This window comes from Thioclava sp. F28-4, assembly GCF_002020045.1.
Lineage (GTDB): Bacteria > Pseudomonadota > Alphaproteobacteria > Rhodobacterales > Rhodobacteraceae > Thioclava > Thioclava sediminum.
Window position 1 is genome coordinate 568,840 of sequence record NZ_MPZQ01000001.1, and the last position, 21,443, is coordinate 590,282.

The following is a 21,443-nucleotide window of genomic DNA, read 5'->3' on the forward strand; positions in this document are numbered from 1 at the left end:
CGGCTGAGGATCAGGGCGTCAGGCGCTTTTCTCGTGCTGACGCTCGATATCCTGGGCGAATTGTTCGATCCGCTCCTTGAAGCGGCGTTCCAGATTGCCCTTGCCGAGTTTGGCCGACTGGATCATCAGCCGCGCGCCGAGGCTGCGCGGCCTCAGGTCCAGCCCGACCTGCAGACGCGTGCGGGTCTTCGACAGATCGGTCAGATCGAAATCCATCACCGCCTCGAAACTGTTCGACACGCCCTCATAGACGATCAGCTCCGGCACCTCGAAATGCTTCACATCGGTGATCATCTGGCGCTGCTTGCCGCGGAAGCGAAAGCCGATATCCCAGGACATGCCCGCGCCGGGTTCGCTCAGCGTGTCGAGCCGTTTCAGCGTGATCCCGCGCCGCATCGCGACCCGCTCGAAGCTGCCGAAATCCGCGAGCCGCTCGAAGACGAAACCGGCGGGGGCAGATATATCGGTGCGGGTCGACAATTTCATAAGGCCAGGTCCTCAGGGCAGATCGGAGGCCGGGGAGTGGCGCACCGTGCGGGGCAAACTGGCCTCATTCCAGCCGATCTGCAAGCCACTCGCGCATCAGCCAGCCGGCAATCGCGCCCTGGCGTGGCGCAGATATCTCAGGATCGCGCCCCGCCACGACCTGCAGCAGCCGCTCGCGGCTGATCCAGCGCGCATCGGCGATCTCGACCGGGTCGATGGTGATCTCGGCGGTGGTCGCCACCCCGCGACAGCCCAGCATCAGCGAGGCCGGAAAAGGCCAGGGCTGCGAGGCCACAAGAGAGACCTCGCCCACCGCGACGCCGCTTTCCTCGAAGACCTCGCGGCGCACGGCGGCCTCCACTGTCTCGCCCGGCTCCATGAACCCCGCGAGGCAGGAATACATCGTCTCGGGCCAATGCGGGCCGCGCCCTAGGAGCAGTCGGTTGCCGTGGGTGATCAGCATGATGACCACCGGATCGGTGCGCGGGAAATGGTGTCGCTCGCAGACCGGGCAGCGCCGATGCCAGCCCGCCTGTTCGGCTTTACTCTCAGCGCCACAGGTGGAGCAAAAGCGATGCGTCCGGTGCCATTCCACGAGCCCGCGCGCGGTGGCGGCGATCTCCGCTTCGACCGGACTGAGGAAGCCCATCCGCCCGCGCAGCTCCGCGAAGACGATATCGTCGGGCAGATCTGGATGACGCTGCTCGGAGGCATCGAAGAAGGCCGCCCCGTCGGGTCGTTCGCCATCCGGCTCAAAGGCAGACACATCACGGGAAAACAGGGCCAACCCGTCGTGACACCCGAGGAATATCTCCGGTCCCGGCATCGCCTCGAGTGCCGCTTCGCCCGCGCGCAGAAGGTGCAGCCCCTCGGGTCCGAACAGCGGACGCCCGCGCCAAAGCGCGATCACCCGCGCGGCGTCTCCGGCGCGCAGCTCCGCGAGCCGCTCTGCGTCGCCCCGCAGATGGGCCGCCCGCTCCAACGCGCCCGGCGCTTCGGCAAAGGCCAATCCCCGCGGATCGAGCGCACGTCTTTGAGACAACCGGGCGGGTTGAGAAATCGGCTTTGGCGCGTCGGCGAGGGAATCGGGCGGCATGAAAAACTCCTGCGGAACGCCCTACCCATGCCACGAGCCGGCGACCGGAGACCAGTGCCGATCAGGTGACGCGCATCGGCCACATTCGCCACCCGCCTTACCTCGCAAGTACGTTACGTCAATTTAAAACTTGGCAAATGACCGACCTCTACTCTAGGTTGCGTGTGGGGACACGCGACCGCCAAAAGGCGGCATTACAACGATAAAAGGTCAATTTCGGGCCAAGGGGATCATATGGGAAAACTGTCTGACCGGGATTGGCCCGGCCAGTTTTCGGATCAGCGCGTCACACTCGCGCTGAGGCTTCTCGAGACGACCGATTTGCATGGTCAAGCTCGAGGATACGATTACTTCAACGATCGCCCCGCCCCGCGCAGAGGATTGGCAGCGCTGGCCTCGGAAATCGCGCAAGCGCGCAGCGAAGCCCCGAACTGCCTTCTGTTCGATTGCGGCGATTTCCTTCAGGGCACGCCGTTGACGCAGCTCTGGAGCGAGCCATGCAAGATCGCAGGCAGCCACGACGGCGAAAATCCGATGATCGCGGCGATGAACGCTCTGGGCTACGACGCGGCGGCGCTTGGCAATCATGAGTTCGATTTCGGGATCGGGCCGCTCGTCCAAGCGTTGGAGGCGGCGAAATTTCCCACGCTCTGCGCCAATCTGCGCGCCTCCATCGGCACGCCGATCCGGCCCTGGGCGATGCTCGAACGCAACCTGCTCGACAGTCACGGCATCGAGCGGACCCTGCGCATCGCGGTGATCGGCGTGCTGCCGCCCCCCAGCCTCGCCTGGCTCGAGACCCGGCCCGGGGCCGAGCTTTCGACCTCTTCGCTCCTGGAGGCGACGGAGGCTCAGCTGCAATTGATCCGCGCCTCGGGCGCCGATCTCGTGATCGCCCTCGCCCATACCGGGATTTCGCCGCTGCCGCCGGGGGACGAGGCATCGCAAGACCCCGAAAACTCTGCCGAACGGGCGGCGCTTGCGGTCGCGCGGCTCGACGGGGTCGACGTCGTGCTGGCCGGGCATGACCATCACGGATTTCCCGACGCCACACGGCCGGCCTTCGCGGGGATCGACCCCGTTCTCGGCACGCTTCACGGCAAGCCCGCGCTCAATGCGGGCGCGCGCGGAACACATCTGGGCGTTCTCGACCTCGTGCTGGAGCAGACTCAGGACGGCTGGAAACTCGCGGCGCATCGGGCGGAACTGCGCCCGGCGCAGCAGGAGGCCGGGCCGGACAGCGCGGCGGTGCTTGCCGCCTCCGAGCCTGCCCATCGCCGCACGCTCGATCACATCCGCCGTCCCATCGGCACCACTGCTGACCCGCTGCACAGCTATTTCACACAAATTGCACCGGACCGGACGCTCGCGCTGATCAGTGCGGCGAAGCGGCGTTATGCCCGCGAACGGCTCGCCGGTCGCCCCGAGGCAGACTTGCCCCTCCTCGGGGCCGCGTCGAGCTTCAAATCGGGCGGCGCGGCGGGGTCTGCCCATTTCATCGACATCCCCCCCGGCCCGCTGCGGATGAGCCATGTCGATGATATCTACCTGTTCAACAATACCGTAGGCGCGGTGGAGCTGAACGGCGCGGAGCTGCGCGACTGGCTCGAACAGGCGGCCTCGATCTACAATCAACAGCATCCCGACGGGCAGTTTCGGATGCTTTGCGACCTCACCTTCGCGAGCTACCATTTCGACGTGATCTCGGGGATCACCTACGAGATCGACCTCTCTCAACCCCCGCGTTTCCGCCCTGATGGCAGCCTGCGGCCCGCCGCGCCCGGCCGCATCCGCGACCTGCGTCATGAGGGCGCCCGGATCAGCAACAGCGACCGCTTCATCGTCGTCAGCAATGATTTCCGCCTGTCGGGCGGCGGCGGCTTCAAGCGGCGGGGCCGTCCCGTTCCAATCGATCCGGAGCCGGTGCTGGTGCGCGATCTGCTGCTCGAAGAGATCGACGCGCAGGTGGGGCCGCTGCATCTCGACGCCCCACCGATCTGGCGGTTTTCTCCGCTGCCCGGCGCACGTGCGCTCTACCATACGGGTCCCGGCGCCGCGGCCTATCTCTGCGAACTGGAACAGGCGGGGCTGCGCGCGTCTTCCGGACCGGTCGACGCGAATGGGTTTCTGCCCCTGGAGATTTCGCTCTGAGCGCCCGCCGATGCCGCGCCTAATTTTCTTGCATTCTTACAGCACCCCGCCCAAAACTTAATCACGGAACCGTGAGCGCCCCGCCTGTTCGCATGGCGCGCGCGGTTTGAGTTTACCCCCGCGCGCCGCCGGTCAGGATCGGTGCGAAAACGGATTAACGAAGTGAGGGATATCATGCTGCACATCAAACCGGGGCTTTTCGCGGCGCTCGCGCTCGGCCTCTCGGCCACGCTGGCTCAGGCCGAAACCAAGATGCCTTTCGCGCTGGACTGGAAATTCGAAGGCCCCTCGGCGCCCTATTTCCTCGCCGTGGACGAAGGCTATTACGGCGAGGCCGGGCTCGACGTCGAGATCGCAGAGGGCAAGGGCTCGCTCGACGCGATTCCGAAAGTGGCGACCGGCGCCTACCCGGTGGGCTTCGCCGATATCAACTCGCTGATGAAATTCCTCGATCAGAACCCCGGCGCACCCGTCACCGCCGTGATGATGGTCTATGACAAGCCGCCCTTCGCCGTGGTCGGCCGCAAGTCGCAGGGGGTGAACGAGCCCAAAGACCTCGAAGGCAAGGTGCTGGGCGCGCCGCCGCCGGATGGCGCATGGGCGCAATTCCCGATCTTCGCCAAGGAGACCGGCCTCGACATGGACAAGATCAAGGTCGAGCCCGTCGGCTTCCCCACGCGCGAGCCGATGCTGGCCGAGGGCAAGGTCGATGCGGTCACCGGCTTCTCCTTCTCCTCGACGCTCAACCTCAAGCGCCTCGGCGTCGGCATGGATGACCAGTCGATCCTGCTGATGGCCGATTACGGCGTGGCGCTTTACGGCAACGCGATCATCGTGAACACCGATTACGCGAAGGCCCATCCCGAAGAGATCACGGGCTTTATCAAAGCGACCGCCGAAGGCTGGAAAGCCGCTGTCGCCGATCCGGGCAAGGCCGTGGACGCGCTTCTCAAGCGCAACCCCGCCGCCGACAAGGATCTGGAGACCGAGCGCCTGCAGATGGCGATCGATGCCAATGTGCTGACCGACTACGTCAAGGAAAACGGCATGGGCGGGATCGACGCGGACCGTATGGCCACCGCAATCGAGCAGACGAAGACCGTCTACGAGTTCCAGAACACGCCTGACGCGGCGCTCTATTTCGACAGCGAATACCTGCCCGACGCGGCAGAGCTGAAGATCGACTGATCCGTCACCGTCTCGGGGGCGGGCGCCACAGACGCGCCCGCCCCTTTTCTCTGCCTTCTCGCGCCGGACCCTCATGGAAAACCTCATCGACATTCGCGGCGTGACCCACGCCTATCAAACCAAGCATGGCCCCCTGCCCGTGCTCGACCATCTCGACATCCGCGTACCGCAGGGCGAGTTCTGCGCCGTGGTCGGCCCGTCGGGCTGCGGGAAATCCACCCTCACCCGTCTGGTGGCGGGGCTGATGAAGCCCGATCAGGGCGAGGTCTGGCTGCATGGCGAGAAGGTCACCAGCCCGCGCAAGACCGTTGGCATGGCGTTCCAGAACCCGGTGATGCTGGAATGGCGCTCGATCATCGAGAACGTCATGCTGCCCTTGGAGATCGTGGCTCCGAGCATGGCAAAATCCGAGAAGCTCGTGCGCGCCGAGCATCTGCTGGAGATGGTGGGCCTGAAGGGGTTCGAGACCAAGCGCCCCTCCGAGCTGTCCGGCGGGATGCGGCAGCGCGCCTCGCTCTGCCGCGCCATCGTGCATAAGCCGGATGTCCTGATCATGGACGAACCCTTCGGCGCGCTCGACAATTTCACCCGCGAGGATCTGTGGCAGACGATGCGCGACCTGCGCGCCGCCGAGCCCTTCACCGCCGTTCTGATCACCCATGACCTGCGCGAGAGCGTGTTCCTCGGCGATCAGGTCATCGTGCTCTCGGGCCGCCCGGCACATACGCAATATGTGCTGGATGTGGACCTGCCGAAGGATCGCACGATCGACATTCTCTACGAGCCGAAAGCCGTCGACATGCTGCATTTGCTGCGCGACCAGATCCGGATCGCTCAGGGCCGCGACGAGGAGATGCATTGATGGACTTCAAGAAAATCCTCACCCCGATCCTGTCGATCATCGCCTTCCTCGCGATCTGGGAATTCATCGTCTGGGCGAATGGCTGGCCGAATTACGTCATGGCCTCGCCCTCGGACCTGCCCGCCGCCTATATGCGCTACTGGAACCTGTTCCTGATCGATAGCTGGCAGACGCTGTGGCGGACGGTAGCAGGTCTTGCGATCTCGATCGTCTTCGGGACGTTCCTCGGGATGGTGATGGGCTTTTCGCGCACCGCGCGCGATGCGCTCTATCCGCTTCTGGTGGGCTTCAACGCGGTGCCGAAAGCGACCGTGGTGCCGGTGCTCGCGCTTCTCTTCATCGGCGCGCATGACTTCAACACCGTGCTGATGGCCTTCATGATCTCCTTCTTCCCGATCGCGGTCTCGGTGGGGATCGGCCTGTCGACGCTGGAGCCGGAATATCGCGATATTCTGGGCGCGCTGGGGGCCTCGAAATTCACCATCTTCCGCAAGATCGCCCTGCCGAAAACCCTGCCCGAATTCTTCGGCGCGCTGAAGGTCTCGGTGACGCTGGCCTTCATCGGCACCAACCTCGTCGAGATCATCTCGCCCCATGGCAAAGGCCTCGGCGCGCTGTTCCTGTCGGGTCAGACCAACGGGGATTACCCGCTGATGTTCGCGGTGCTGATCGCCTTGGCCTTCCTGGGCATCCTGCTCTATTACGCCGTCGTCGCGCTGGAGAAGATCTTCGCAGGCTGGGCTGAGCGGCAACCGGGTTAAGGGGCTCTGCCCCCGTCGCCGGAGGGCGACAAAACTTAACAGGGAGGGGGCTCTGCCCCCTCGGGCTGCGCCCTCACCCCCGGGATATTTTCGCCAAGGCGAAGGGGGGGCCGCTCCGCGATCCGATAAAGAAAAACCGCCCGCACGAGAGAGACGTGCGGGCGGTTTCGCGTTTCAGGTCGGAGACCGGATCAGGTCTTGAAGATCCGGTAGATCGCCGGGATCACGAGCACGGTCAGCAGGGTCGAGCTGAGCAGACCGAACAGCAGCGAGATCGCGAGCCCCTGGAAGATCGGGTCGGCCAGGATCACCACGGCACCGATCATCGCTGCGATCGCGGTCAGCAGGATCGGCTTGAAGCGGATGGCCCCTGCCTCGATCAGCACCTCGGTCGGCGATTTGCCCTCGTGACTGCCGTGGCGGATGAAGTCCACCAGCAGGATCGAGTTGCGCACGATGATCCCCGCCAGCGCGATGAAACCGATCATCGACGTGGCCGAGAACGGCGCGTGGAAGATCCAGTGGCCGAGCATGATCCCGAGGAAGGTCAGCGGCACCGGGGTCAGGATCACCAGCGGCAGGCGGAACGAGCCGAACTGCGCGACGACGAGGATGTAGATCCCCAGAAGCGCCACGGCGAAGGCCGCGCCCATGTCGCGGAAGGTCACCCAGGTCACCTCCCATTCGCCGTCCCACAGAAGCGTCACATGGCTTTCGTCCTGCGGCTGGCCATGCAGCGACACGACCGGTTTCTCGCCCTTGGGCCAGTCCATGTTGTTGATCGCATCGTCGACGGCGAGCATCCCGTAGAGCGGCGCCTCGAACTTTCCGGCGAGCTCTGCGGTGACCATCTCGGCCTCGCGCCCGTTATGGCGGAAGATCGGATAGGACGCCTTCTCCTTGTCGACGCTGACCACGTCGCCAAGCTCCACCACGCCGCGCGCGCCGGGCAGGACATTGGCCGGGATCGGCGTCGAGAGCGTTTCCTCGTTCATCACCTTGTTCGACTTCGAGCGCTCCATCACGATCGGGATCGGCTGGCGCTCCTGCCCGCGATGGGAATAGCCCACCGTGGTCGAACCGTTCAGCATCCCCAGCGTGTCCCAGACATCGCCTTCGGAGACCGAGTAGAACTCCAGATCGTCGGAATTGACCGTGGCGCGCAGCTTGTCGGGCTGGATGCCGAAGCTGTTATCCACGTCGACGATATAGGGCACCTGCTTGAACGCATCCTCGATCCGGCGGGCCGCGTCACGGCGCATCTCGGGCGTCGGGCCATAGACCTCGGCCAGAAGCGTCGCGATCACCGGCGGACCGGGCGGCGGTTCGACCGTCTTCAGGCTCGCGCCTTCGGGCAGCTTGATCGCCTTGATCTTGTCGCGGATCTCCAGCGCGATCTCGTGGCTGGTGCGGTCCCGTTCCCCTTTCGGCGCGAGCTGAAGCTCGACATCGCCCTGATTGGGTTGCGCGCGCAGGTAGTAGTGGCGCACGAGCCCATTGAAGTTGAACGGCGCGGAGGTGCCCGCATGGGTCTGCACCGAGAGCACCTCGGGCAGTTTGGTCACGATCTCGGCCACTTGCTGAGCGACCGCATCCGTGCCCTCGACCGAAGTGCCCGCAGGCATATCGACCACGACCGAGAGTTCGGATTTGTTGTCGAAGGGCAGCAGCTTCACCGTGACATGTTTGGTATAAAGCAGCCCCAGCGAGCCGAAGGACAGCACCGACACGACCAGCAGGAACAGACCCGAGCGGCCTTTGGTCTTCAGGATCGGACGCGCCACAGCGCTGTACATCCGCCCGAGCTTGCCGCCCGCATGTTCGCCGCCATAGGCGTCGTCATCGCCGTGATGGCCATGCAGCTGCGCCTTGCCCGCGACCTTCACCATCAGCCACGGGGTGATAATCACCGCCACGAAGAAGGAGAAGATCATAGCCGCCGAGGCGACCGCCGGAATGGGCGACATGTAGGGCCCCATCAGCCCCGACACGAAGAGCATCGGCAGCAACGCGGCCACAACGGTCAGGGTGGCTACGATGGTGGGGTTGCCCACCTCGGCCACGGCCTCGATCGCCTTGGTCACACGACTTCCGGGCGTCTTCATCGCCCAGTGTCGCGCGATATTCTCGATCACCACGATGGCGTCATCGACGAGAATACCGATCGCGAAGATCAGCGCGAAGAGCGACACCCGGTTCAGCGTGAAGCCCATGATATAGGCCGCAAACAGCGTCAGCAGGATCGTCACCGGAATGACGACCGCAACCACGATGGATTCGCGCCAGCCGATCGCAACCAGCACGAGGCCCACGATCGAGACCGTCGCGAGGCCAAGGTGGAACAGCAGCTCGTTGGCCTTCTCGTTCGCGGTCTCGCCATAGTCGCGGGTGACCTTCACCTCGACATTGTCGGGGATCAGCTGGCCGTGCAGCTCGTGCACGCGGTCGAGGATATGCTCGGCCACGACCACGGCGTTGGACCCCGCGCGCTTCGCGATGGCCAACGTCACGGCAGGCGAGCGCTCGATCTCGCCATTGGCGTCGCGCTGCACATTGGAGACGATATGGTCCGAGGCGTCCGGCACATAGGAGACCTTCGCGACATCGGCCACATAGACGGGGCGGTTGTCGCGCGTGGTCAGCAGAAGGCCCGCGATCTCGGAAGGCGCGGTCAGCGTCTCGCCCGCTGACAGGCTGATCTGCTTGCCCTCATGGCGGATATTGCCGGTGTTGAAGGCGCGGTTCGCCTGCGTGACCTTGTTCGAGAGTTGCTGCAGCGTCACGCCGTAGAGCGCGAGCTTGTCGGGCTCGGGCTCGATGCGGATCTCGCTCGTGGCGTCTCCCACCAGATAGGTCAGGCCGACGTTCTGGATCTTCGTGACCTCGGTCTGCAATTCGCGCGCGACACGGGTCAGCTCGTCGCTGTCCACCTGCGCGCCGTCCTTGCCGGTCAGCGTCAGCGAGACGATCGCGACATCGTCGATCCCGCGACCCACGATCACCGGATCGGGGATACCCTTCGGGATCTTGTCCATATTCGCGCGGACTTTTTCATGCACGCGCAGGATCGCGGCATCCGATGAGGTGCCGACCTTGAAGCGCGCCATCACCAGCGAATAATCGTCCTGCGTGCGCGAATAGACGTGCTCGACCTCGTTGATGCCCTGCACGATGGTTTCCATCGGCTCGGTCACCAGCTTCATCGCGTCCTGCGCCTTCAGACCCGGCGCCTGCAGGTGGATATCCACCATCGGCACGGAAATCTGCGGCTCTTCTTCGCGCGGCAGCGAGATCAGCGCGACCAGACCCACCGCGATCGCGGCGAGGATCATCAGCGGCGTCAGCGCCGAGCGGATGAAGGACTTCGTGAGCCCCCCCGCTATTCCCAGTTTGACGTGGATTTCGTCGTCTTCGGGCGTCTCGGGCCCGGTGCCTTGGTTATTGCTCATCGTTCGGCACCACCGTGTCGCCGGCGCTCAGACCGGTAAGAACTTCGACCATGTCCTGGCCGTCGATATTGACCTTAACGCCCGGCACGACCGTGCGCAGATAGGTGCCGTCCGCTTCCTTCACGCGGACGAAATCGAGCCCGGTGCGGTTGAAGACATAGTCCTGCGGGATGACAATCGCGTCACGCTCGCCCATCGGCAGCTTCACCAGAAGCCGTGCGCCGACGAAGCGCGAATCCAGATCGGGCACTTCGACATCGGCCTGCACCCGACCGCCCTCGATCTCGGGGTAGATCTTGGCCAGCTTGCCCTCGATTTCCTTGCCGTCGGGATCGGTGATCATGATCGTGTCGCCCATGTGCAGCGTGTCGGCGTGACGCTCGGGGATCGACAGGCGCAGGAAGAACCCGCCGCCGCCGATCGTCGCGATCGTCTCGCCGCCCATGATGACGGCATCCTTGGTGACCGGAACCGTCACGACCTTGCCGTCGATCGGCGCGGTCACGGTGCCGAATTCCTGTTGCTGTTCATAGACCTTGCGCTGCGCTTTCTGCGCCGCGATCTGGCCCTCGTAGACATTCACCTGCGTCTGAAGCTGATCGACATTCTGCGAGGTCGAGACACCGCGCGCCTGCAATTCCTGCCCGCGCTTGAGCTCGGTCTTGGCATTCTCCAGCTGCGCTTCGAGCGCGTTGATCTGCGCATCGACCGCGCCGATCTGATAATCGAGCGTCTGGTCGGTGATCTTGCCGATCTCCTGACCGGCCTTGACCTCGTCGCCCTCGGTCACGTCAAGCGCGGTGATCGTGCCGGAAATCCGCGCACGCGCCGCAATCGTGTTCTTTGCCTCGACCTGCCCGTAGACAGACTTCCAATCGGTCACGACCTGCGGTTCGACCGTAATCGCCCCGTCCTGCGCCAACGCGATTCCCGGCAGGATCAACGCGGCGAATGCCAACGGCAGAAGCTTCAACGTCATCTCGGGTTCCCTTCCCTTACCGGCGCGCCCCTGCGCCTGCAATTTATATTCCGGTTATTGAATATGTATTCGCCCGACAGAATACAACCACTCCACAGGCTCGAATTCATTGACCTGTGTCATGGCCGCATCGCCGGGGGTTTTCGCTTTCACTTTCATGCGCTAAAGCCTTTCCCGCAACAGTCTTGGAGATGGTGAGATGCACGATATCCGCGCAATCCGCGAAAACCCCGAAGAATTCGACGCGCAGCTGGCGCGGCGGGGGCTCTCGCCGCTCTCGCCCGAGATTCTCGCAATGGACGAGGCGCGCCGCACGGCGATCCACGCCGCCGAGACCGCGAAAGCCGATCAGAACGCTGCGTCGAAGCAAGTCGGCGCCGCGAAGGCGAAGGGCGACGAGGCCGAATTCGAGCGCCTGCGCGCACTGGTGACCGAGAAGAAAGCCGAAGTGGCGCAGATGCAGACCGAGGCGGGCGAACTCGACGCCAAGCTGCGCGATCTGCTGATGACGATCCCGAACCTGCCGCTGGCCGATGTGCCCGATGGCGCGGATGAGGACGAGAATGTCGAAGTGAGCCGCTGGGGCACCCCGCGCGAGTTCGCCTTTGATCCGAAAGAGCATTTCGAGCTGTCCGCGGTGGGTGGCGAGATGGATTTCGAGACGGCGGCGAAGCTGTCGGGTTCGCGTTTCGTGGTGCTCAAGGGCGGGGTCGCGCGCGTCCACCGGGCGCTCGCGCAATTCATGCTAGACCTGCATGTCGACAAGCATGACCTGTCCGAGAACATCACGCCCGTACTGGTGCGCGACGAGGCGATGATGGGCACCGGGCAACTCCCGAAATTCGCCGAGGACAGCTATCAGACGACGAATGGCTGGTGGCTGATTCCCACCGCCGAGGTGACGCTGACGAACTACGCCAATGGCGAGGTCATGGACGCTGCCGCCCTGCCCCAGCGCATGTGCGCCCATACCAACTGCTTCCGCTCGGAAGCGGGCTCGGCGGGCAAGGACACCTCGGGAATGCTGCGTCAGCACCAGTTCGAGAAGGTCGAGATGGTGACGCTCTGCACGCCCGAGACCGCGATCGACGAGCATGAGCGCATGACCAAATGCGCCGAAGCGGTGCTGGAGGCGCTGGAGCTGCCCTATCGTCGTATCGTGCTTTGCACCGGCGACATGGGGTTCGGCGCGCAGAAGACCTACGATCTCGAGGTCTGGCTGCCGGGTCAGAACACCTATCGCGAGATTTCCTCCGTCTCGACTTGCGGCAGCTTCCAAGCGCGCCGGATGAACGGGCGCTACAAGCCCGAAGGCGGCGGCAAGCCCGAATTCATCGCGACGCTGAACGGCTCGGGCCTCGCGGTCGGACGCTGCCTGATCGCGGTTCTGGAGAACGGTCAGGAAGAGGATGGGTCCGTCACCCTGCCCGCCTGCCTGCACCCCTATCTCGGCGGCAAGACCCGGCTGGTCGACGGCAAGCTGGCCTGACACTGCGACCCGGCGACGCAAGACTCCGGCCGGGAACGTTGTTAACGTTTCCGTGTTCGAAGTGAGTCGCCGGGAGAGCTGCACATGTCCGTAACAGTCACGCACAAGCGGGATAGCGTCTTGATGAGGCGCATTCTCGAGATCGGCGAGGACCAGATCCCCGCGCAGATCATCGCGATGCGCCGGGAAAAGACGCTGTCGAAACTGATGGCGGAGATCAATGCGAGCGTGCTTTCGGACTCGACCGAAGAGCGCGCACGCGCCCAAGCGGCCCTCGATCGGCTAGGCTTTCTGTAAAGCGCGTCGGCCTCGCTGAAACGAAAAACGCCCGCCGGAGATTTCGACATCTTCCGGCGGGCGTTTTCTTTTAGGATTAAAGACTTACTCGCCCTTCTTCGCCTCGCGCGCTTTACGCGCCGATTCCTTGTGGGCCGAGCGCTTTTTCGCATCGACGTGCTTTTTCAGGCGCGACGGGATCGACTTCTTGCGATCCTTATAGGGGTTCGTCTTGCCCTGATCGCGCATGTAGAGGCGGATCGGCGTTCCCGGCATGTCGAAGCTCTCGCGCAGACCGTTAACCAGATAGCGCTCGTAGCTTTCCGGGATCTTGTCGGTATGGGTGGATTTCACCACGAAGCCCGGCGGACGGGTTTTCGCCTGCGTGATGTAGCGCAGCTTGATCCGGCGGCCGCCGGGCGCAGGCGGCGGGTGCGCCTCGGTCATCGCGGTCAGCCAGTTGTTCAGCTTCGCGGTCGGCACGCGGCGGTTCCAGACCTCATGGGCCTTCAGGATCGCATTGTGCAGCCGGTCGAGCCCCTTGCCGGTCTTGGCCGAGACGGTCACCAGCGGCGCACCTTTCAGCTGCGGCAGCAGGCGCTCAAACGCCTCGCGCAGTTCCTTCAGCTTCTCGGGTTTGTCCTCTTCGAGGTCCCATTTGTTCGCGGCAACCACGACCGCACGTCCCTCGGTCTCGGCGAAATCGGCGATCCGCAAGTCTTGGGTTTCAAACGGAATATTCACGTCGAGCAGCACCACGACCACTTCGGCGAAGCGCACCGCGCGCAGACCGTCGGCCACGCTCAGCTTCTCGACCTTGTCGGTGACCCGCGCCTTCTTGCGCATCCCCGCCGTGTCCCAGATTCGCATCGGCGTACCCATGAAATCGGCGGTGACCGAGATCGCATCGCGGGTAATCCCGGCCTCGGGGCCGGTCAGCAGGCGGTCTTCGTTGAGGATTTTGTTGATCAGCGTCGACTTGCCCGCGTTCGGGCGCCCGATCACGGCAAGCTGCAGCGGCTTCGTGGCGGAGGGCGGCTGGTAGGCGGGGATGTCGCCTTCCTCGAGCTCGTCCTCGATCACGATATCGGTGACGGGGGCGTTCGCGGCGTTGCGCTCGGCGAATTCATCGGCCAGCGGCACCAGCGCGGTGTAGAGATCGTCGAGACCTTCGCCATGCTCGGCCGAAATCCGCAGCGGCTCGCCCAAACCAAGGCTCCAGGCCTCCATCGCGCCCGCATCGCCTGCCGCCCCTTCGGCCTTATTGGCCGCGAGGATGACGTTGGCGTTCTTCTTGCGCAGGATATCGGCGAAAATCTCGTCGGCGGGCGTCACGCCCACGCGCGCGTCGATCATGAAGAGGCAGATATCGGCCTCTTCCACGGCGCGCTCGGTCAGGCGGCGCATCCGGCCCTGAAGGCTGTCGTCTTCGGCCAGTTCCAGACCGGCCGAGTCGATCACGATGAAACGCAGATCGCCCAGACGCGCGTCGCCCTCGCGCAGGTCGCGCGTGACGCCGGGCATGTTATCGACAAGCGCGAGTCGCTTGCCGACAAGCCGGTTGAACAGCGTCGATTTTCCGACATTCGGGCGGCCCACGATGGCCAGGGTAAAGCTCATGATGCCCTCCTTGGGCGGTCGTAAGCGGCCCCCTTACACCCTAAAGGGCTCACTGAAAAGCGTGCAGTTTCCCATCGCCGCCGACGACGTAGAGGGTGCGCCCCGCCACGACCGGATCGGTCGCAGCCCCGCCCGGGATCTTCGCCTGGCCGATCAGGCTGCCGTCGATCGGGCTGAAGACGCGCAGCACGCCGTCGGAAGACGCGACGAACAGCTTGTTGCCAGCGAGAACCGGGCCGTAGCTCGCGACGATGTCACGCTGACGCTTCGGCTTGTCCTTGGTGTAGTACGGCAGGTCCTTGGACCAGATCTGATCGCCGGTCTTGGAATCGAGACGCACGATCTTGCCCTGATCCGAGACCAGGAAGATCGAGCCGCCCGCAACCTGCACGGGGCTGTTGGCCCCTTCGGTCGCGGTCCAGATCCGCTCGCCGGAATTCACGTCGAAGGCCGCCAGCTTGCCCGCCGAGGAGCCCGCATAGACGGTATCGCCCACCACGACCGGATCGCCGGTCAGGTCAACGATATTGGCGTAGCCCACGCCCGGACGTGCGCCCGGCACTTTGGAGTTCCACATCTGCATCCCGCTTTGCGGCAGGACGCCGCTCAGGAAGCCCGAGGAGAACGGGAAGATCACCATGCGATCGGTGACGGCAGGCGAGGAGACGCCGGTCATGCCCGAAGCCGACGGCGCACCCGGCACTTGCCAGATTTCCTTGCCGTCGCTGGCGCGGATCGCCCAAGCCGAAGAGTCGCGCGCGACCACATAAACCACGCCGTTCTTCACGGTCGGCGCACCGCCGATGCCTGCGTCGAAATACTGCCGCCACTTGATGCCGCCGGTGGCTGCGTCGATTGCGACGAGCTCGGCGAAATCGGAGGTCACATAGACCGTGCCGTTGGCATAAGCCACGCCGCCGCCCGAAGCATCGCCCTGACGGTCGCCCGGAGGCGTGATGTCGGTCTGCCAGACGCGCCCGCCATTCGTCGCGGTCGCGGTCACGCGGGCCTGACTGTCGAGCGTGTAGATCTTGCCGCCTGCCACGATCGGATCGGCGGTGATGCGGTAGCGGCGCGCATTGCCCGAACCGATATCGGCGGACCAGACCGGCGTCGTGCCGTTGCCGAGCGCCGCATTGAACAGGCTATGGGTCGCCGAGCCAGCCCGCTGCGGCCATTCGGCATTGCCCACCTGACGCGGCAGCGAGATCGGCAGCGACTGCTGGGCCGGCGCGTCGGCCAGCGGCAGCCCCTCTTCGGCGCGCAGCGCGTCGCGGGGCGAGAGACGCTCGCCGGGAAGGATCGTTTCCTTGGTACAGCCTGCCACGAAAGCCGCCACACTCAGCACGCAGATCGTCTTGCTCAGCTTCACGCCCGTTCCCCCTGCCTGTCTCGGCTCTCTTGCAGTGCCCGCACGCCCGATAAAGGCGCGCCGGTTCAACCCTTTACTCTTGCGGTGCCGGAGCGGACTGCCCCGGCTGGGTCGGCACTTCGCCACCCAGCGCCACAATCAACTCTGTCGCGCGTTGTTGCAAGCCCGGCGTGAGGCCGGCGTCCTGAAGAATTTGCTGGGCGATCGAGATCGCGCCGTCCGTGTCGCCGGACGCGACGGCTGCGGCTGCCTGCTGCTCCATCGCCAGAAGGCGGTAGGGCGCGCCGGGGGTAGCCAGCTCCTGCAGCGTCGCGTCGCGCTTGGCCGCATCCATCTTGTCGCCCGCCGCGATCACCGCCTTGAGCTTCGCGAGATCGCTGATCGAGCGCGGCAGGCCCTGCTCGGCGCTGACTGCGTCGAAGAACTTGATCGCCTCGTCGGGCTTGCCCGCCTCGATCGCGGCGTCGCCTTGCATGATCTTGAGAACCGCGGCGCGGCCGGGACCGTCGGGCGTGACCTTGGCGAGGTCGGCGCTGGTGGCGTCACCGTTCACGGCCGCCATTACCTGATCGCCAAAGGCGCGCGCATCGGCCTCGGTCTTTTCCTTCTGCCACGCATTCCAAGCGGTGCCGCCGACGATCGCGAGGATGATTACCGCGCCGATCCAGCCCCATTTCTTGAACGCCGCCCAGAGCTTGTCCTGACGCACGGCATCGGTGACTTCGTCGATGAAACTGTCGGTATCACTCACGCGCGGGTCTCCTCGTAGCTTTGGCGCCCCTCTTACACGGCTCCCCCGGCGCTGCCAAGGGCCGCACGAACCGCTCTGGTCGCGCGGGTCGTGGCGGAATGCAAGCCTTGAGATCACGCGCCGCTCTCGGTAAGTTGAACGCTGCGGTTCAGTCCCCATTTTGGCGAGACGCCGTGCCCACATACAGGAGCCCGCCGATGCGTCCGGTCCCGATCCTTAACGCGATCCTCGTTCTTGTCGCGCTCTACCTTCTGGTGTTCGAGCGCGACCGCTTGATGGGCTATCTCGGCGATGCCGCGACGCCTGCCGAGCAAGCGCAACAAGTCGAGGAAACCGGCACCCCTGCCGTGCCGGTGCAGGCGATGGTCTCGACCGCGCAACCGCTCGATCAGGGCGTTCTGACGCGCGGACAGACCGAGGCCGCGCGCCGCGTGGAGGTACGCTCCGAGACGACCGGCAAGGTGATTTCCGAACCGCTCGGCAAGGGCGCGCAGGTCGAAAAAGGTCAACTGCTGTGCAAGCTCGATCCCGGCACGCGGCCCGCCGCACTGGCCGAAGCGCAGGCCCGGCTGGCGGAAGCGCGGCTCAACGCCACCGCCGCCGAGAAGCTGAAAGAGGGCGGCTACCGGTCGGAGACCTCCACCGCCTCGGCACAATCGGCCCTCGAAGCGGCCAGCGCCGCCGTCGGGGCCGCGCAGACGGAACTGGCGCGGCTCGAGATCACCGCGCCCTTCGCCGGTATGATCGAGGAAGACACCGCCGAACTGGGCTCGCTTCTCTCGGCGGGCGGGCTTTGCGCCACCGTGATCCAGCTCGATCCGATCAAGCTGGTGGGCTACGTCCCTGAGACCGAGATCGACCGGGTCAAGACCGGCGCGATGGTCGGCGCACGGCTTGCGACCGGGCGCGAGGTGATGGGCAAGGTCACCTTCGTCTCGCAATCGGCGGATGCCGCCACGCGCACCTTCCGCATCGAGGCCCAAGCGCCCAATGGCGACCATTCGATCCGCGAAGGGCAGACGGTCGAGATGATCATCGCCGCCGATGGGACAAAGGCCCATTTCCTGCCCGCCTCCGCGATGACGCTGAACGATCAGGGCAAGCTGGGCGTGCGGCTCGCGGTGGACGGCGTGGCCCGTTTCGCCCCGGTCGACTTCCTGCGCGATACGCCGGAGGGCGTCTGGCTGGCGGGCCTGCCGGAGAGCGCGACGGTGATCGTGGTCGGACAGGATTACGTCACCGAGGGCTCGCCCGTGGCCGTGACCCTCGTCGATCACGCGCCGGGCGATGCGGCCCAAGATACGCCTGCCCCCATGACGCCCGCCCCGCAAACCGATAGCGGTGCCGCAGACGCCACTGACGGGGCCGCGCAATGACCGGCATCGTCGATTGGGCCGCAGCGCGCGCGCGGATGGTGATCGCCTTCGTGGCGATCTCGATCCTCGCGGGGCTGACCGCCTATCTGAGCCTGCCCAAGGAGGGCGAGCCGGATATCGAGATCCCGATGCTGTTCATCTCGGTCCCCTTCCCCGGCATCTCGGCCACCGATTCCGAGAAGCTGCTGGTCAAGCCGATGGAGACCGAACTGGCCGGGCTCGACGGGCTGGACAAGATGACCGGCATCGCGAAGGAGAATTACGCGGGCCTGATGCTCGAATTCGACTTCGGCTGGGATAAGACGAAGATCATCGCCGATGTGCGCGATGCGATGAACACCGCCGAGGGCAAATTCCCCGACGGAGCCGAGAAATATTCGATCAACGAGATCAATTTCTCCGAATTCCCGATCGTCGTGGTGACGCTTTCGGGCAACGCGCCCGAGCGCACCCTGCAAAAGCTCGCCCGCGAATTGCAGGACGAGGTCGAGGGGCTGGAGCCGGTGCTGGAAGCCCAGATCGCGGGCCAGCGTGACGAGATGCTGGAAGTCGTGATCGATCCGCTCAAGCTCGAGGCCTATAACGTCACCGCGCCCGAGCTGATCAATGTCGTGCAAGCCAATAACCAACTGATCGCGGCAGGCGAAGTCGAGACCGATGGCGGCGCGTTCTCAGTGAAGATCCCCGCGACCTTCGAAACCGCGCAGGATGTCTATGCGCTGCCGGTGAAGAAGAACGGCGAGAGCGTCGTGACGCTTGGCGATCTGGCCGATATCCGCCTGACTTTCGAGGACCGCACCGGCACCGCGCGCTTCAACGGCGAGCCAACGGTGGCGCTGCAGATCGTCAAGCGCAAAGGCTACAACGTCATCGACACGGTGGACCTGCTGCGAAAGACGGTGGCCGAGACCGAGAGCAAATGGCCCGAGCCGCTGCAGCGCGCGGTCGATGTGGGCATCTCGCTCGATCAATCCAAAACCGTGGGCGCGATGGTGAGCCAGCTCGAAGGCTCGGTGCTGACCGCGATCGCGCTGGTGATGATCGTGGTGCTGGCGACGCTGGGCACGCGCTCGGCGCTGCTGGTGGGCTTCGCGATCCCGACCTCCTTCCTGCTGACCTTCCTGCTGCTGGGCGCGATGGGCGTGCCGATCTCGAATATCGTGATGTTCGGTCTGATCCTCGCGGTGGGGATGCTGGTCGATGGCGCGATCGTGGTGGTGGAATATGCCGATAAGCGGATTTCCGAAGGCTCCGGCCCGATGGCCGCCTACACCGAAGCCGCGAAGCGCATGTTCTGGCCGGTCGTCTCTTCCACCGCAACCACGCTCTGCGCCTTCCTGCCGATGCTGTTCTGGCCGGGCGTGCCGGGCGAGTTCATGGGGATGCTGCCGGTCACGATCATCTTCGTGCTCTCGGCCTCGCTGGTCGTGGCGCTGATCTACCTGCCCGTCGTGGGCGGCGTCGCGGGCCGGATGAGCCGTCGTCTCGACATGGGCGCGCGCGTCATCAAAGGCTGGCCTTACGCGCTGCGCCTGCTGCTGGCCGTAGCCTCGGCCGGACTCGTCTTCCTCGGCGCGCTCCTGACGCTCAACCCGGCCTTCTTTACGGGCACGCATACCGCTTCGGGCAATCTGCTGGCCTCGCTGCCCGGCGTGATCCTCTTCGTGATAGCTACGCTGCTCAGCTCGATCACCTTCACGGCGGCCAAGCCCCAAGGCAAACCGAAGCCCATCGAGGCGGGCTATCGCCGCCGCCCCTTCGGCTATTTCACCGCCGCCATCGCGGGCAATCCGATCATGCCGCTGATCGTGGTCGCGGGGATCGTGACCGGCGTCGTCATGACCTTCGGCTATTACGGCAAGAACAATAACGGCACCCAGTTCTTCACCGATAGCGAGGTGGAACAGGCGATCGTCTATATCCGGGGCCGCGGCAACCTCTCGCTGACCGAGAAGGACGCGCTGCTGCAGGAAGCCGAAAACATGGTGATCGGCACGCCCGGCGTGGGCGCGGTCTTCTCCTTCGCGGGCGAAGGCGGGCTGAACCAGAACAATGGCGGGGCCAGCGCGCCGCGCGACACGATCGGTCAGATTCAGGTCGAGATGATCCCCTGGGCCGAGCGCAAGGACGACCCGGCGCTCGATGGCGATGTGGTGATGGAGAAGATCATGGCAAAGATCGCCACGATCCCCGGCATCCAGTCCGAATATCTCGCGCAGGATCGCGGGCCGTCCTCCGGCAAGCCGATCCAGCTCCGCCTCGAGGGCGACGATTTCGCAGCGCTCGACAAGGCCGTGCGGCAGGTCGAGGCGCATATGGCGGAGATGAAGGGCGTCACCGCGATCGAGGACACCCGCCCCCTGCCCGGCATCGACTGGGTGATCGACGTGGACGTGACCCGCGCGGGCCGTTTCGGCGCGGATGTGGCGACGGTGGGCGGGATGGTGCAGCTGGTGACGCGCGGCATCCTGCTCGACACGATGCGCGTGCCCTCATCTGACGAGGAGATCGAGATCCGCGTGCGCCTGCCCGAGGAAGACCGGGTTCTCTCGACCCTCGACACGCTGAAGCTGCGCACCTCCGAGGGGCTGGTGCCGCTCGCGAATTTCATCACCCGCACGCCCGCCCCCAAGCTGGGCCAGATCGACCGGATCGACCAGACCCGCTATTACGACATCAAGGCGGGGGTCGAAGAAGGCCTCACCAATGACGACGGCCAGCCGATCACCGGCAACGAGCGGATCGCGGCACTGGGAGAGTGGCTCGATACCGAGGCCGCGCTGCCCCCCGGCGTCAGCTACGAATGGTCCGGCGATCTGGTCGAGCAAAACGAGAGCCAGGACTTCCTGATGACCGCTTTCGGCGGGGCTCTGGCGCTGATGTTCGTGATCCTGCTCGCGCAGTTCAACAGCTTCTACAATTCAGTGCTGGTGCTGCTGGCGGTCGTACTGTCCACGGCAGGCGTGCTGATAGGGATGCTGGTGATGGGCCAGCAATTCTCGATCATCATGACCGGCGTGGGCATCGTCGCGCTGGCGGGGATCGTGGTGAACAATAACATCATCCTGATCGACACCTATCAGGAATTCTCGCGCTACATGCCCGAGCTCGAGGCGATCATCCGTACCGCCGAGGCCCGCCTGCGCCCCGTGCTGCTGACCACGATCACCACGATGGCAGGGCTCGCGCCGATGATGTTCGGCCTGTCGCTCGATTTCTTCAATGGCGGCTATTCGATCGACAGCCCGACGGCGCTCTGGTGGAAGCAACTGGCGACGGCGGTGGTGTTCGGCCTTGGCACCGCGACCGTGCTGACGCTGGTGCTGACGCCCGCGCTGCTGGCGATCCGGGTCTGGTTCAACACCGGCGCCTATCGCGGGACCAAGGCGCTTTCGGCACTTATGCAGGGCATCGACAGCCGGGCCGCGCGCGACCTCGCGCTGGAGCGTGCGATGCGCAAGATGCGTGGCCGCGAGATCATCTGGGAGGACGGCGAACCCGAAGGCGGCGTGAAGCCGCATCTGGTGACACGGCCCGACGCGGCGGAGTGAAGCTGCGAAAATGCCCGGGCGGCTAGCCCGGGCCGC

Annotated in this window: 15 protein-coding genes; 8 read left to right on the forward strand and 7 right to left on the reverse strand. The window is 65.0% G+C overall.

The window, feature by feature from the left end; all coding sequences use genetic code 11:
- Nucleotides 1-18 precede the first annotated feature (18 nt).
- Both BMI87_RS02520 and nudC read right to left on the reverse strand, forming a co-directional pair.
- Nucleotides 19-486 carry an SRPBCC family protein gene (locus BMI87_RS02520; RefSeq protein WP_078519579.1) on the reverse strand — a complete coding sequence of 156 codons (468 nt, stop codon included), beginning with the start codon at nt 484-486 and terminating at the stop codon, nt 19-21.
- 64 nt (nt 487-550) lie between these two features.
- Nucleotides 551-1,582 carry an NAD(+) diphosphatase gene (gene nudC / locus BMI87_RS02525; protein ID WP_078519580.1) on the reverse strand — a complete coding sequence of 344 codons (1,032 nt, stop codon included), beginning with the start codon at nt 1,580-1,582 and terminating at the stop codon, nt 551-553.
- A 234-nt stretch (nt 1,583-1,816) separates the two neighbouring features.
- Between nudC and BMI87_RS02530 the strand changes: the two genes are divergently transcribed.
- From BMI87_RS02530 to BMI87_RS02545, 4 genes are all read left to right on the forward strand, one after another.
- The gene (locus BMI87_RS02530; RefSeq protein ID WP_078519581.1) at nt 1,817-3,733 is read left to right on the forward strand and encodes a 5'-nucleotidase C-terminal domain-containing protein; all 1,917 of its coding nucleotides are present in this window, start codon (nt 1,817-1,819) and stop codon (nt 3,731-3,733) included.
- Nucleotides 3,734-3,907: 174 nt separating this feature from the next.
- On the forward strand, nt 3,908-4,921 hold the full coding sequence (locus BMI87_RS02535; protein WP_078519582.1) for an ABC transporter substrate-binding protein: 1,014 nt from the start codon (nt 3,908-3,910) through the stop codon (nt 4,919-4,921).
- Between the two features lie 73 nt (nt 4,922-4,994).
- Nucleotides 4,995-5,783, forward strand: a complete 789-nt coding sequence (locus BMI87_RS02540; RefSeq protein WP_078519583.1) for an ABC transporter ATP-binding protein — start codon at nt 4,995-4,997, stop codon at nt 5,781-5,783.
- Entirely contained in the window at nt 5,783-6,544 is a 762-nt protein-coding gene (locus BMI87_RS02545) for an ABC transporter permease (protein WP_078519584.1), read from the forward strand. Before BMI87_RS02540 ends, BMI87_RS02545 begins: the two co-directional genes overlap by 1 nt.
- Nucleotides 6,545-6,735: 191 nt before the next feature.
- Here the strand turns inward: BMI87_RS02545 and BMI87_RS02550 are convergent, their stop codons facing one another.
- A complete protein-coding gene (locus BMI87_RS02550; RefSeq protein WP_078519585.1) occupies nt 6,736-9,993 on the reverse strand; it encodes an efflux RND transporter permease subunit in 3,258 nt (1,085 codons plus the stop codon).
- Nucleotides 9,983-10,972, reverse strand: coding sequence for an efflux RND transporter periplasmic adaptor subunit (locus tag BMI87_RS02555; RefSeq protein WP_078519586.1), 990 nt, complete (start codon nt 10,970-10,972; stop codon nt 9,983-9,985). The genes BMI87_RS02550 and BMI87_RS02555 overlap by 11 nt, the downstream gene beginning before the upstream one ends.
- Nucleotides 10,973-11,171: 199 nt before the next feature.
- Between BMI87_RS02555 and serS the strand changes: the two genes are divergently transcribed.
- Together serS and BMI87_RS22445 are read left to right on the forward strand one after the other, a co-directional pair.
- Nucleotides 11,172-12,461, forward strand: coding sequence for a serine--tRNA ligase (gene serS, locus BMI87_RS02560; protein ID WP_078519587.1), 1,290 nt, complete (start codon nt 11,172-11,174; stop codon nt 12,459-12,461).
- Between the two features lie 123 nt (nt 12,462-12,584).
- Nucleotides 12,585-12,758, forward strand: a complete 174-nt coding sequence (locus tag BMI87_RS22445) for a hypothetical protein (RefSeq protein ID WP_158522071.1) — start codon at nt 12,585-12,587, stop codon at nt 12,756-12,758.
- 84 nt (nt 12,759-12,842) lie between these two features.
- On the opposite strand, the gene der is transcribed toward BMI87_RS22445, so the two are convergent.
- From der to BMI87_RS02580, 3 genes are all read right to left on the reverse strand, one after another.
- Nucleotides 12,843-14,357, reverse strand: a complete 1,515-nt coding sequence (gene der, locus BMI87_RS02570) for a ribosome biogenesis GTPase Der (protein WP_078519589.1) — start codon at nt 14,355-14,357, stop codon at nt 12,843-12,845.
- 49 nt (nt 14,358-14,406) lie between these two features.
- Complete coding sequence (locus BMI87_RS02575) at nt 14,407-15,729, reverse strand: PQQ-binding-like beta-propeller repeat protein (protein WP_078519590.1); 1,323 nt, start codon at nt 15,727-15,729, stop codon at nt 14,407-14,409.
- Nucleotides 15,730-15,802: 73 nt separating this feature from the next.
- A complete protein-coding gene (locus BMI87_RS02580) occupies nt 15,803-16,480 on the reverse strand; it encodes a hypothetical protein (protein ID WP_078519591.1) in 678 nt (225 codons plus the stop codon).
- 197 nt (nt 16,481-16,677) lie between these two features.
- On the opposite strand from BMI87_RS02580, the gene BMI87_RS02585 reads away from it, so the two are divergent.
- Nucleotides 16,678-17,856: an efflux RND transporter periplasmic adaptor subunit gene (locus tag BMI87_RS02585; protein WP_078519592.1), complete on the forward strand. Its 1,179-nt coding sequence runs from the start codon at nt 16,678-16,680 to the stop codon at nt 17,854-17,856.
- A complete protein-coding gene (locus BMI87_RS02590; RefSeq protein ID WP_078519593.1) occupies nt 17,853-21,407 on the forward strand; it encodes an efflux RND transporter permease subunit in 3,555 nt (1,184 codons plus the stop codon). The genes BMI87_RS02585 and BMI87_RS02590 overlap by 4 nt, the downstream gene beginning before the upstream one ends.
- Nucleotides 21,408-21,443 lie beyond the last annotated feature (36 nt).